At 65.8% G+C, this 12,293-nt stretch carries 10 protein-coding genes and 1 pseudogene; 7 read left to right on the top strand and 4 right to left on the bottom strand.

What is annotated here, in order from left to right:
• Nucleotides 1-12 precede the first annotated feature (12 nt).
• Nucleotides 13-480 carry a DUF305 domain-containing protein gene (locus ACVMIH_RS39930; protein WP_057015145.1) on the bottom strand — a complete coding sequence of 156 codons (468 nt, stop codon included), beginning with the start codon at nt 478-480 and terminating at the stop codon, nt 13-15.
• 335 nt (nt 481-815) lie between these two features.
• On the opposite strand from ACVMIH_RS39930, the pseudogene ACVMIH_RS39935 reads away from it, so the two are divergent.
• The 4 genes and pseudogenes from ACVMIH_RS39935 to ACVMIH_RS39950 all read left to right on the top strand — a co-directional run.
• Nucleotides 816-869, top strand: a pseudogene (locus tag ACVMIH_RS39935) (hypothetical protein); the annotation flags it as partial.
• 79 nt (nt 870-948) lie between these two features.
• On the top strand, nt 949-2,400 hold the full coding sequence (locus tag ACVMIH_RS39940) for a hydantoinase B/oxoprolinase family protein (RefSeq protein WP_456866116.1): 1,452 nt from the start codon (nt 949-951) through the stop codon (nt 2,398-2,400).
• Nucleotides 2,401-2,481: 81 nt separating this feature from the next.
• Complete coding sequence (locus ACVMIH_RS39945; protein ID WP_456866119.1) at nt 2,482-4,449, top strand: hydantoinase/oxoprolinase family protein; 1,968 nt, start codon at nt 2,482-2,484, stop codon at nt 4,447-4,449.
• Between the two features lie 347 nt (nt 4,450-4,796).
• A complete protein-coding gene (locus ACVMIH_RS39950) occupies nt 4,797-6,032 on the top strand; it encodes an ABC transporter substrate-binding protein (RefSeq protein WP_057015158.1) in 1,236 nt (411 codons plus the stop codon).
• A 192-nt stretch (nt 6,033-6,224) separates the two neighbouring features.
• On the opposite strand, the gene ACVMIH_RS39955 is transcribed toward ACVMIH_RS39950, so the two are convergent.
• Together ACVMIH_RS39955 and ACVMIH_RS39960 are read right to left on the bottom strand one after the other, a co-directional pair.
• The gene (locus tag ACVMIH_RS39955; protein ID WP_253624142.1) at nt 6,225-7,439 is read right to left on the bottom strand and encodes a mandelate racemase/muconate lactonizing enzyme family protein; all 1,215 of its coding nucleotides are present in this window, start codon (nt 7,437-7,439) and stop codon (nt 6,225-6,227) included.
• 238 nt (nt 7,440-7,677) lie between these two features.
• Nucleotides 7,678-8,940, bottom strand: coding sequence for an amidohydrolase family protein (locus ACVMIH_RS39960; RefSeq protein ID WP_057015160.1), 1,263 nt, complete (start codon nt 8,938-8,940; stop codon nt 7,678-7,680).
• Between the two features lie 155 nt (nt 8,941-9,095).
• On the opposite strand from ACVMIH_RS39960, the gene ACVMIH_RS39965 reads away from it, so the two are divergent.
• Nucleotides 9,096-9,512 carry a nuclear transport factor 2 family protein gene (locus ACVMIH_RS39965; RefSeq protein ID WP_456866122.1) on the top strand — a complete coding sequence of 139 codons (417 nt, stop codon included), beginning with the start codon at nt 9,096-9,098 and terminating at the stop codon, nt 9,510-9,512.
• A 162-nt stretch (nt 9,513-9,674) separates the two neighbouring features.
• Here the strand turns inward: ACVMIH_RS39965 and ACVMIH_RS39970 are convergent, their stop codons facing one another.
• Entirely contained in the window at nt 9,675-10,433 is a 759-nt protein-coding gene (locus ACVMIH_RS39970) for a GntR family transcriptional regulator (protein WP_225163303.1), read from the bottom strand.
• Between the two features lie 201 nt (nt 10,434-10,634).
• Here ACVMIH_RS39970 and ACVMIH_RS39975 point away from each other — a divergent pair, with 201 nt between their 5' ends.
• Both ACVMIH_RS39975 and ACVMIH_RS39980 read left to right on the top strand, forming a co-directional pair.
• Complete coding sequence (locus tag ACVMIH_RS39975) at nt 10,635-11,489, top strand: ABC transporter ATP-binding protein (protein WP_057015161.1); 855 nt, start codon at nt 10,635-10,637, stop codon at nt 11,487-11,489.
• A gap of 2 nt (nt 11,490-11,491) precedes the next feature.
• On the top strand, nt 11,492-12,268 hold the full coding sequence (locus tag ACVMIH_RS39980; RefSeq protein ID WP_050425957.1) for an ABC transporter permease: 777 nt from the start codon (nt 11,492-11,494) through the stop codon (nt 12,266-12,268).
• Nucleotides 12,269-12,293: the final 25 nt, after the last annotated feature.

Below are 12,293 nucleotides of genomic sequence, written 5' to 3' on the forward strand. Positions count from 1 at the left end.
CGTTTGAGGCTCCTAGTTCTTCATTCCGTGGGACATGTTCATATGATCGTGAGCGGCAGGCGCCGGGGTCTGCTGTGTTGGGGCGGGCGCGGACGCCGTAACCGGATCTCCGATCGCGAGCTTCATGGCGTCGATCTCCTGCTGCTGCTCGACGATGATTTCCTGCGCGATCCGGCGCAGCTGCTCGTTCTTGCCGTAGCGGAGCTCGATCACGGCCATGTCGATCGCGCCCTGATGATGCGGCTGCATCATCGCGACGAAGTCGCGGTCGATGTCGCCGCTCGGCTTGGCCGCCATGTCATTCATCATCTTGGTCATCGCGGTATCGTTTTCAGCAAGGAAGGCGCTCTCTTCGGCCGTCTGCCCGGTCTGGACCGGATGATGGTCGTCATGCGCGAAAGCAGCCGCCGCAGCTGCAAAAGCAAGCAGGGCGGCGCCGGCGAGCGGCGCGAGGCCGGACTTAAGGAATCGAGGAAGCATTTGCGTTCACCCTGGGAGTTGTCGGGGAGGCCCGAGCGGTTACGGGCTTGGGCCGGCTTGCATGGGTGGGACGCAGCAGCGTGAGTTCTATTCCTTCGTCAGGCAGATTCTTGTCGATCACGACTTGCTGATCGCCGGAATGATCCGTTTTGGCCGGGCCAGCCGATTTGCGATCCGCAAGCCACTGGCTATAAGAAGGAATTCCGGTTTCGATCGACCGGTTCCACGATCCTCCCTGCGCAAGTCCTCGCGCCAAGAAGGCCAAGATGTCCGCCAAGATCGATCCGATCACCCGCTCCGTCGTCCAGCACCGCCTGTCGTCGATCGTGAAGGAGATGGGCGAAGCCATGCTTCGCACCTCGTATTCGCAGATCCTCAATTCCAGCCGCGATTTCTCGCTGGCGATCTGCGACACCAACGGGCGGCTGATCGCGCAGGCCGACCACATTCCGGTTTCATGTCGGCGCCTTGCCCTGGGCGACGCTGGCGGTCGAGGAGCGCTTCAAGGATGTCGCGCCCGGCGACGTCATCCTGCTCAACGATCCCTACCAGGGCGGCAGCCATCTGCCCGATCTCACTGCCTTCGTGCCGGTGTTCGACAGTGGCAAGCGGCTGCTCTGGACCATCGTGCGCGCGCATCAGAGCGATATCGGCGGCGCCACCCACGGCGCCTACAATCCAGCCGCCACCGAGATCTATCAGGAAGGCATCCGCATTCCGCCGATCAAGCTCTACGAGGCCGGCAAGCCGCGCGAGGATCTGCTCGACCTGCTGGCTTTGAACATCCGCAACCCCAGGGAATTCCGCGGCGACCTCGCGGCGATGCTGGGCGCTGCGCATCTCGGCGAGCGCCGTGTCGCAAAACTGTTCAGCGAGTTCGGCGCGGATACGGTCGAAGCCGCGATCGAGGCCATTCTCGATGCGACCGAGCAGCAGACCCGCGCCGTGGTGTCCGCCTGGAAGGACGGCGTGTTCTACGGCGAAGCTCTGCTCGACGATGACGGCCACGGCCGCACCGACATCAAGATCGCCGCCAAGGTGACCAAGAAGGGCAGCGACATCGAGGTCGATCTCACCGGCTCCGATCCGCAGTCGACCAGTTTCGTCAATTCGTCACACGCCAACATGCAGGCAGCGGTCGCGATGGCCTTTGCCTATCTGATCGACGCCGACATTCCGAAGAACACCGGCGCGCTGCGGCCGCTGAAGGTGGTGGCGAAGCAGGGCACGATTGTCTGGGCCGATCCCGGCCGTCCCGTCACCTTGTGCACCAGCCATCCCTCCAACGAGATCGTTGAAGCCATCATCAAGGCGATGTCGGCGTCCTGTCCAGATCGCGTCATGGGCGGGTGGGGGCGCCGCTTCCGCATCGCGATCCAGGGTGAGGACCCGCGCAACGGACGCAATTTCATCTGGCACATGTTCCAGGCTCGGCCCGGCGGCGGCGCCTCGCCGGGCGGCGACGGTTATTCGTCGATCGGCGAATGGCACTCGGTCGGCGGTCTCAAATTCGGCAGCATCGAGGTGGCCGAGGTGCGCTTTCCCCTGCATTTCCGCCAGCACGAATTCCGGCCGGACTCCGGCGGCGACGGCCAGCATCGCGGCGGCCTTGGCGTCGCGCTCGACATGGTGCTGGAGACGCAGAAGCCGGCCAAGGGCAACACCGCCGGCGACGGCGCGCGCCATGGTCCCTGCGGTATGCTCGGCGGCAAGGACGGCGAGCCGCATCATTACCGGCTGCTCTCGGAAGGCCGCGCGCCGCGCGTGTTGAAGACGAAGGAAGTCGGCATCGAGCTGCGCCCCGGCGACTGCCTCGAGATCCGGTCCTCCGGCGGCGGCGGCTGGGGTCCACCCGAGAAGCGCTCGGCGGAAGCGCGGGCGCGCGATCTTGCGCAAGGTTTGGTTTCGAAAGCGGTGTAGGGCAGCGATGTATACGATTGGTGTCGACGTCGGCGGGGCACTTACACCGACCTGGTTGCGACGGATCAAAGCGGGCGCACCGTGTTCGCGAAATCGCCGTCCACGCCGGCCGATCAGTCGATCGGCGTGATGGCGGGACTGGAAGAGCTGGCGCGCCGCCTCGGCGTGACGCGCGCGGCGATGCTCGCCGCGACCGATCGCCTGGTGCACGGCACGACGGTTGCGACCAATGCGCTGCTCGAGCGCAAGGGCGCCAAAGTTGCGCTGCTGGCCACCGAAGGTCATCGCGACGTCGTCGAGATGCGCGAGGGGTTGAAGCCGGACCGCTACGATCTGCGCACGCCGCCGCCCGAGCCGCTGGTGCCGCGCGAGCGCCGCTTTGGCGCGCGCGAGCGGCTGAAGGCCGACGGCAGCGCTGCGGTTGCGCTCGATGCCGCCGCGCTCGGCGACGTCATCGCGGAAGTGAAACGTTCGGGTGCGAATTCCGTCGCGGTCTGCTTTCTGCATGCCTATCTCAACCCGGCGTATGAGCTTGCTGCCGTCGAGCAGCTGGCGAAGGAGCTGCCCGACGTCAGCGTGTCGCGCTCGAGCGACGTACTGCCGCAGATCAAGGAATATGAGCGTGTGTCGACCACAATCGTGAACGCCTACGTCGCGCCGACGGTGCGACGCTATCTCACCAATCTGGAGCGTAGCCTGCATGAGGCGGGCTTCAAGGGCTCGTTGTTCGTCGTGCTGTCGCATGGCGGCATGGCGCCGGTGGAGGAAGCCTCGCGGCTCGCCGCGGGCACGGTGCTGTCGGGGCCGGCCGGGGGCATCTCCGGCAGCCGCCGCTGCGCCGAGATGCTCGGGATCCCCGATCTCGTGCCGTTCGACATGGGCGGCACCTCGACCGACATCTCGCTGATCGCAGATGGCCAGGCCTCGCTGTCGGCGGATGGCATGCTCGCCGGCCAGCGCATCGCGCTGCGCAGCCTCGACATCGCCAGCATCGCCGCCGGCGGCGGCTCGATCGCGAGCGTCGACGGCGGCCGCACGCTGCGGGTCGGGCCGGAGAGCGCGGGCTCGGTGCCGGGCCCGGCCTGCTACGGCAATGGCGGCACGGCTGCCACCGTCACCGATGCCAATGTCGTGCTCGGTTATCTCGACGCCGCCGCCTTCATGGGCGGCGCGCGGCCGCTCGACCGTGCGGCGTCGGAAGCCGCGGTGGACCGGATCGCCGCAGCGCTCGAGCTGTCGCGGATCGAGGCCGCCGCCGGCATCTACAAGATGATCAATCTGAAGATGGCCGACGGCATCCGCCTGATGACCTTGCGCCGCGGCGTCGATCCGCGCAAATTCGCGCTGCTCAGCTTCGGCGGCGCCGCCGGCATGCACGCCGCCGAGGTCGCGCGCGAGCTCGAGATCAAGCGCATCATCGTGCCGACGGTCGCCTCTGTGCTTTCGGCCTGGGGCATGCTGACCAGCGATCTGCGCTACGAGGTCAGCCGCACCCATTACGGCACCGGCCGGATTTCCGCCGACGAGGTTCGCGCCTTGTTCGCCGGGCTGGAAGAGCAGGCGGCGGGGCGGCTGCGCGACTGGTTCAAGGGCGATATCGGCATCGAGCGCTCGGCCGAGATGCGCTACGGCGAGCAGGTGTTCGAGATCGACGTGCCGCTCGGCGAGCTCGATCTCGGCGCCGCCGACCTGGTGGCGCAGATCGAGGAACGCTTCCATCGCCGCCACGAGGAGCTCTACACCTATGCCTCGCGCGGGCAGGAGGTGGTGTTCGTCAACGCCCGCGTTGCCGCCGTCGGCAAGGTGGCGCGCGGCAGCAGTGATGCCGGAAAGGCCAGCTCGGCTGCGCCCTGCGCGCCGCGCGGCAAGCGGCAGGCCTGGTTCGGTGCCTGGCGCGAGGTGCCGGTCTACGCGCTCGACGATCTCGGGCCGGGCCAAGCGCTGGCCGGTCCCGCGATCATTGAGGCCGAAACCACGACCGTCCTGGTCGACAGCGGCGATCGCGTCGCGGTCAACCCGCTGGGCTGGCTCGATATAATATTGCGCTGATCGTCAAGTCGGAACTGCACTCCCTCTCCCGCTTGCGGGCAGGGATATCGCATGTGCGCTCGATCCCTCCACAGACTCGTCATGCCCGGCCTTGTGCCGGGCATCCACGTCTTGGTTTCCGCGCGAAAAAGACGTGGATGGCCGGGACAAGCCCGGCCATGACGATGTGGAAATAGCGCCGCCAAGCTTTTCGCTGCCATATGCGATTGCCCTGCGCTTGCGGGGGAGGTGAAAGAAGGCCTGCCTCCGCCATCAACATTTCATTTTTCCGGCATTGGCTTGGGCGATAAACTCCGCTCGCTCGGGAGGAGCGCCGGCCTGGTGCCGGCGCGTTTGTGGCGATGTTGATGCAAACAGAAAGACAAACTGCGCTTTCGATATCCCTCGTCCTCGCAGCTGTCCTCGCGGCGGCGCCGTTGCGCGCGCAGCAGGCGCAGACGGCGGCGGCCGGCAACGAGATCCGCATCGGCAACGTCATGCCCTATACCGGGCCGCTCGCCGCGTTCGCGACCATCGGGCGGGCGGAGGCGGCCTATTTCGACATGGTCAACGAGCATGGCGGCATCAACGGCCGCAAGGTCAGGTTCGTCTCGGTCGATGACAGCTCCAATCCGAAGATCGCGATGGAGCAGACCCGCGATCTCGTCGAGAAGCAGGATGTGCTGTTGATGTTCGGCTCGTTCGGCACGCCGAGCAACCTCGCGGTCCGGAAGTACCTCAACGAGAACAAGGTCCCGCAGCTGTTCGTCGCTTCCGGCGACGAGGCGTGGGCGCATCCTGCGACCTTTCCCTGGACCATGGGCTGGCAGCCGACCTTCCGCGCCGAGGGGCGGATCTACGCCAATTACATCCAGGCCGCCTATCCCTCGCGCAAGATCGCGGTGCTCTGGCAGAACGACCAGTTCGGCCGCGACCTGTTCAAGGGATTGCAGGAGGGGCTCGGCGACACCGCCGGCATGATCGTCGCCGATCTCGCCTTCGATGCATCGGAGACCGCGATCCAGAACCAGATCGGAATTTTGAAGAACTCCGGCGCCGATATCCTGGTGTTCGACGGCGCGCCGGCGATCGCGGCACGCGCGATCCGCGTTGCGGCCGACCTCGACTGGCATCCGGTATTCATCCTCGACAATGCGTCGGCCTCGATCGCCAGCGCCTTGCGGCCGGCGGGCCTGCAGAACTCGCTCGGCGTGATCTCGACCTCGTTCCTCAAGGATGCCGGCGATGCCTCCTGGAAGGACGATCCGCAGATCAAGGCGTGGCTCGCCTTCATGGACAAGTATTATCCCGACGGCGATAAGGACGACATCTACGCCGTGTTCGGCTACGCCGCCGCCGATACGCTGATGCAGGTGCTGCGCCAGTGCGGCGACGATCTGTCGCGCGAGAACATCATGCGGCAGGCCGCGTCGCTGAAGGATTACCAGAGCCCGATCGCGCTGCCCGGGATCGTGATCAACACCGGACCGAAGGACTTCCGCCCGATCAAGCAGATGCGGCTGGTGCAGTTCGACGGCAATGCCTGGCAGCCGATCGGCGACGTGATCGACAGCGCGTTCACGGCGGTGCGCGAGGATAATTGAGGGCCGTTGAGTTGGGTCATGCGTCGTCCCGGCCTAGTGCGCAATTGCGCAGGGGGGGCCGGGACTCATTACCCCAACTGCGCATTGTTTTGCTCTGCTGGGGCGATAATCCCTTACACACCAGGCAGCGGTGGTTATGGGTCCCGGCCTTCGCCGGGACGACGATGGGGTGTGGGCCGGCGCAACAAACGCCTACTTCTTCAATCCATAATTCAGCAGCCCGCCCTTGTTCTTCGGCGGGTGCGCGCGCAGGCCTTCCTCGTTCGGCTCGGTGCCCCAGCCCGGGCGATCCGGGATCACCAGATGGCCGTCGACGAATTCAGGCACGTGGGTGAACAGCTCGTGGTCCCAGGCCAGGCGATCGATGTCCGTCTCCATGATGCGCAGGTTCGGCACCGCGGCGCAGAAATGCGCGTTCATCATGGTGCAGAGGTGGCCGTAGAAATTATGCGGCGCGACGTTGACCTCGAAATGCTCGGCGGCGGCGGCGACCTTCATCGACTGCCAGACCCCGTTCCACGGCGTGTCGATGATCGCGACGTCCATCGCCTGCTCGGTGAAATAGGGCAGGAACTCGCGCAGGCCGAGCAGCGTCTCGCAGGATGAGATCGGGTGCGGGCTCTGGCGGCGGATGTAGCCGAGCGCCTGCGGGTTGAAGGTGTCGATCTCGACCCAGAACATGTCCATCTTCTCGATCGCGCGCAGGATCTTGAGATAGCCCTCGGTCTTGGCGTTGAAGTTGAGGTCGAGCAGGAGATCGACATCCGGCCCCGCGCCGTCGCGGATCGCCTCCAGGTGCATGCAGAGATTGCGCAGCACGGTGCGGTCGATATTGATCTCGGGCTGGAACGGCGAACCGAAGCCGGGGCGCCAGCCTTGCGGCTTGCCGTCGGTATAGACGAAGATGTTGGTCTTCATCGCCCTGAATTTCTTCTCGCGCACTTCGGCCCCGATCGCCTTGACGCCGTCGAGATCGGTGATCGCCGGCTTGTACCAGTCGGGATGATTGATGCGCCAGGTCGCGCAATGCGACCAGTAGACCCGCACGCGGTCGCGGATCTTGCCGCCGAGCAGGTCGTAGCAGGGCACGCCGAGCGCCTTGGCCTTGACGTCGAGCAGCGCGTTCTCGATCGCCCCGAGCGCCAGCGCCACCACGCCGCCGGCGGCAGGGCGCGTCGCGGCGAACAGCTCGACATGGATCCGCTCGTGCTCGAACGCGTTCTTGCCGACCACCCGCGCCGACAGCCGCTCGATCGCCGCCGTCACGCCGGGCGCGCCGAAGCCCTCGTCATATTCGCTCCAGCCGACCAGCCCGTCCGTCGTCGTCACCTTGACGAAGTGATAATTCCGCCAGCCGGCATCGCAGGCGAGCGTCTCGACGCTTTTGATTGTGGTGGATTTGCTCATGGTTTCCTGCCCGGTTGTTTGTTGCTGTTGGCGGGATACCAACAACGGATCGGCGGACGCGTCAATTCGCGCCAGGGCAAGGCGACAATGCGTATTGGCAAGGCGGCACTCGCCTCTTCGTTCACCGTCACCCTGAGGAGCGCGCTCTTGCGCGCGTCTCGAAGGGTCGACGGGCCGGCTCTCTCCGTGTGGATCTCACGGGGCCGTGCATCCTTCGAGGCTCGCAAGAGCTCGCGCCTCAGGGTGACGGGACAAACATCTCGGTGTCAGGCCGGAACAGCGTCGGCCGCTGCCGTTCGAAGGTCTTGCGGCCGTGCTTGAAGCCCATCAGCACGTCGGGCAGCTCGGCGATGGCGTTGGTTCCGCTGTCGGTATCGAGCACGACGATGTCGGCGGGATTGCCGACCGTGATGCCGTAATCCTTCAGGTTCATCAGCCGCGCCGGCAGATCGGTGACGAGATCGAGGCAGGCGTCGAACTCGCCGATCCCGGCATGCGCCGCATTGGCGTAGAGATTGGCCATCCGCAGCAGCGAAGCATCGCCGAACGGCGTGAAGGGATTTTGCACATTGTTGGTCGCGACCGAGCACAGCACGCCATCGGCGACGAGCCGGTGCGCGGCGGTCAGCCCACGCGGCGCGTTGTGGGTGGCGTCGCGGCCCATCAGATAGAGATCGGTCGCCGGCAGCACGGTGACCGCGACACCGGCCTCGGCGAGCCGAGCGCCGGCTTTCTTCAACCGATCAGGCGGCAGCGCGGAGAGTTTGGTGGCGTGCCCGATCGCGACGCGCCCATGATAGTTGCGCCGCTCGGTCTGCCGGCAGACCTCCTCCATGTGCCACCAGGAGGGATCGAGGTCGAAATCGAGATGGAGGTCGACATCGACGTCGAACTCCTGCGCGAGGTCGAAGATGCGCGCGATATGCGCGTTCGGATCGCTGTCGACATAGGGGCAGCCGCCGACCGCCTCGGCACCGTCGTTGAGCGCCGCGACCAAGAGCTCGTCGGCGCCGGGATCGTTGGTCAGGCCCTCTTGCGGAAAGGCGCAGAGCGAGAGGTCGAGCGCCCAGGCATAGTCGCGTTTCAAGGCCTTGACCGCCTCGAAGCCGCGCAGCCCGATCCTCGGGTCGATCTCGACATGCGTCCGCATCCGCGTGGTGCCCGCCGTGATTGCGCGCTCGATCACTTTTGAGCCGCGCGCATGGACATCCTCGATCGTGAAGTCGCGCTTCATCGCCGATACCGCGCGGATCGCCTCGCCGAGGCTGGCGTGATCGTGGCCGCAGCGGCCGAGCAGGCAGGCCTTGTCGAGATGGATATGGGTGTCGACGAAGCCGGGCAACGCCAGCCGGCCGTTGAGGTCGACTTCGACCGCCTCGCACACGAGGCGCGGCGCGATCGCGGCGATCCTGCCGCCGGCGATGCCGATATCGACCGCGGCGGCAGAGCTGCGCGTCACGGCATTGCGGAAGACGAGGTCGAAGGCAGGTTTCGCGATCATCGGCGAGGGAAACATCAGGGTGGTCTGAGCCTAGCGGAACGGCCAGGATCCGGCAGCACCAGATTGTGTGCAGTTTTATGGTTCGATTGTCTAAAAAATATGCATACACTTTGATGACCAGATTGTAGAGTCCTGATTATCCCCGGAGACCCGCCATGTCCGCACCCGCCAAAGCCGATGCCCGCCCGATGTCCGATGCCGAGATCGTCGAGGCCTATTTGACGGCGTCGATGATCCCCGATCCGGATGCGGCTGCGGCCTATATGAAGCCGGGCACGGTGATCACCTTCACCGGCGGGCGCAAATTCGACCATCCGCGCGGGCCGACCGGCTTCAACGCGAAGCGCTATCGCTGGGTGAAGAAGATGGACCGCTTCGATGTCTGCCCCGGCACGGACGAGACCGTCGTCTATAGCGTCGGCACGCTCTACGGCGAATGGACCGACGGCACGCCGTTCGAAGGCAACCGTTATGTCGATCGCTTCGTGGTGCGGGGCGGGCAGATCGTCAAGATGGACGTTTGGAACGACAGCGCCGAGTGGATTTTGATGCAGCGGGGGATCGAGGCGTAGGAAGCGGTGCCACTTCTCCCTCGCCCCGCTCTTGCGGGGAGAGGGTCGGGGTGAGGGGCTGCATCCGCGAGTATCGGCCGCGGATAGACCTGTACCCCCTCACCCGGATCGCATCTGCGATGCGATCCGACATCTCCCCGCAGGCGGGGCGAGGTAAGAGCATCAGCGCCGCGCCGCCTTCGGCAGCTTCACCACCTTTTCGCCGGTTGCCTCGTCGGCATAGGGGGCCAGAATATCCAGCAGATCGCGGCCGCGCTGCGGGCTCGGCGCGACCAGCGCACGGGTCGCCACGGAATCCAGATGGCTGTGCATCAGCCCCATCACCTTGTCGACGTCGCCTTTCGCCAGCGCGGCGATGATCGCGCGGTGCTCGTTGATCGCGCATTCCGACGAATGCGGCCGGCTGTACAGCGACAGCGTCAGGCAGCAGCGGTACGCGACCTCGCTGACATAGCGCACCAGGATCGGGCTGTTCGTCATGTGGGCGAGCAGGATGTGGAATTCGGTGGCGAGCCGGATCGACACCGCGTCGGTGCCGTCGCGGGCGCGATCCTCGGCGTCGACATGGGCATTCAGCTCGGCGATCTGCGCCTTGGTCAGCTTGCCCGCGAGCTGCCGCACCACCAGCCGCTCGAGCTCGATGCGAATATCGAAGGCATCGCGCGCCTCCTGCCAGCTCGGCGTCGCCACCACGGCGATGCGGTTGCGGCGCAGCTCGACCAGGCCTTCGGCCGCCAATTGACCGAGCGCATGCCGTGCGATGGTGCGGCTGACGCCGAAGCGCTCGCCGAGCGAATCCTCGGGCAGCTTGGCGCCGGGCTCCAGCGCCTGCTCGATGATCGCGCGCCGCAGCGCGCGGCAGATCACGCTGACCTTGTCTGACGATTCAGCCGTCTTGCTGCTGTCGGCGCGCCCCGCCATTGCCGCGAATCCTTCTCGAAGGTGCTTCGAACACCTCTTTATCATACCGCCAGAGCAATCGGGCGCTCGAATTGCATGCAGTTTGAGCCGCGGATTGCCCAAAAGGAATCCGGCCTTTGAGGCGCGGAACGCGCGATCTCCTTGATTTTCAACGCTACGGCCGCTGGCATCCGGCTTGCATGCACTTTGCTCGTGATGCGCATGCAACCAAACTCCGAATTTGCCGGCGAGCCGATGGCCGCCGGATCCGCGCCGACCGCGATCGAGCTGTCGGACGCCTCCGTGACCTTCGGCCGCGGCGCCCGCGCCGTGCCGGCACTGTCGACAACCACGCTGCGGATCGCCGACGGCGAGTTCGTCGCGCTGGTCGGCCCGTCCGGCTGCGGCAAGTCCACCATCCTGCGGCTGGTTTCCGGCCTGGCGCGGCCGACCACCGGCGTCGTCATCGTCGGCGGCCGCGAGGTCGCGGCGCGCGCGGTGCGGGTCGGCATGGCGTTCCAGAACCCGACCATGCTGCCGTGGATGACGATCGAAAAGAACATCATGCTGCCGCTGAAGATCGTCGAGCCGTTCCGCTCGCAGTTCCGCAAGCTGCGCAAGACCGAGTTCCGCGACAAGGCCAATGCGTTGCTCGAGCAGGTCGGGCTGAAGGGGTTCGGCGGCCGCTATCCGTGGCAGCTCTCCGGCGGCATGCTCCAGCGCGCCAATCTGTGCCGCGCGCTGATCCACGAGCCGCGCATGCTGCTGCTCGACGAGCCGTTCGGCGCGCTCGACCAGTTCACCCGCGAGGAGCTGTGGGGAATCCTTCAGCAGCTCTGGATGACCCACAGGCCGACCGTGCTGCTGGTCACCCATGATCTGCGCGAGGCCGGCTTCCTCGCCAGCCGTATCTGCGTGATGAGCGCGCGGCCCGGCCGCATCCTCGACGACTCCAGGGTCGACTTCGCCCGTCCGCGCACCGTGGCGATGACCTTTGAGCCCGACTTCGTCGCGCTCAACCAGAAGCTCCGCGCCTTCATCGTCGATGCGCGCAGCGCGGCGCGCGAGGGAGCCTGACCATGTCCGTGTCAGACATCAGGCAGAAGGCCTGGTCCGCCGCCCTGATCGTGCTGTTCTTCGTCGCCTGGGAATTGTTCTGCCTGATGACGGGGATGTCGGACCTCGTGTTGCCGCGGCCGTCGCAAATCTTCGTCACGCTGTTCGAGAAATTCCCGATCCTGTGGCCGCACATCGTGCAGACCCTGGTCACCACCATGATCGGCTTCGTGCTCGGCGTGGCGCTCGGCGTCGCGCTCGGTGCCGTGATCGGGGTGTCAAAAACCGCCTACGACACCTGTTATCCGCTGCTGGTCGGCTTCTCGTCGATCCCGAAGGTCGCCGTGGTGCCGATCTTCGTGCTGTGGTTCGGCTCCGGCACCGTGCCGGCGGTGTTGACCTCGCTGTCGATCTGCTTCTTCCCGATCGTCGTCAACATCGCCACCGGCCTTGCCACCACCGAGCCCGAGCTTGAGGACGTGCTGAAGGCGCTCGGCGCCAGCAAGTTCGACATCCTCTGGAACGTCGGCCTGCCGAGGACGATGCCGTTCTTCTTCGCCTCGCTGAAGGTCGCGGTCTCCTACGCCTTCGTCGGCGCGGTGCTGTCGGAAACCGTCGCCTCAAACCGCGGCATCGGCAACGTCATGATGACCGCGTCCTCCAATTTCAACGTGCCGCTGGTGTTCGCCGGGCTGTTCGTGCTCGCCGGTCTCGGCGTCGCGCTCTACGTCCTGTTCTCGCTGATCGAGGGCCAGGTCACCGGCTGGGCGACACGCAAGGACAATGTCATCGCCACTTGAGACACTTCGTCGACCGTCAAGCAAT

The organism is Bradyrhizobium sp. USDA 4503 (genome assembly GCF_054055815.1).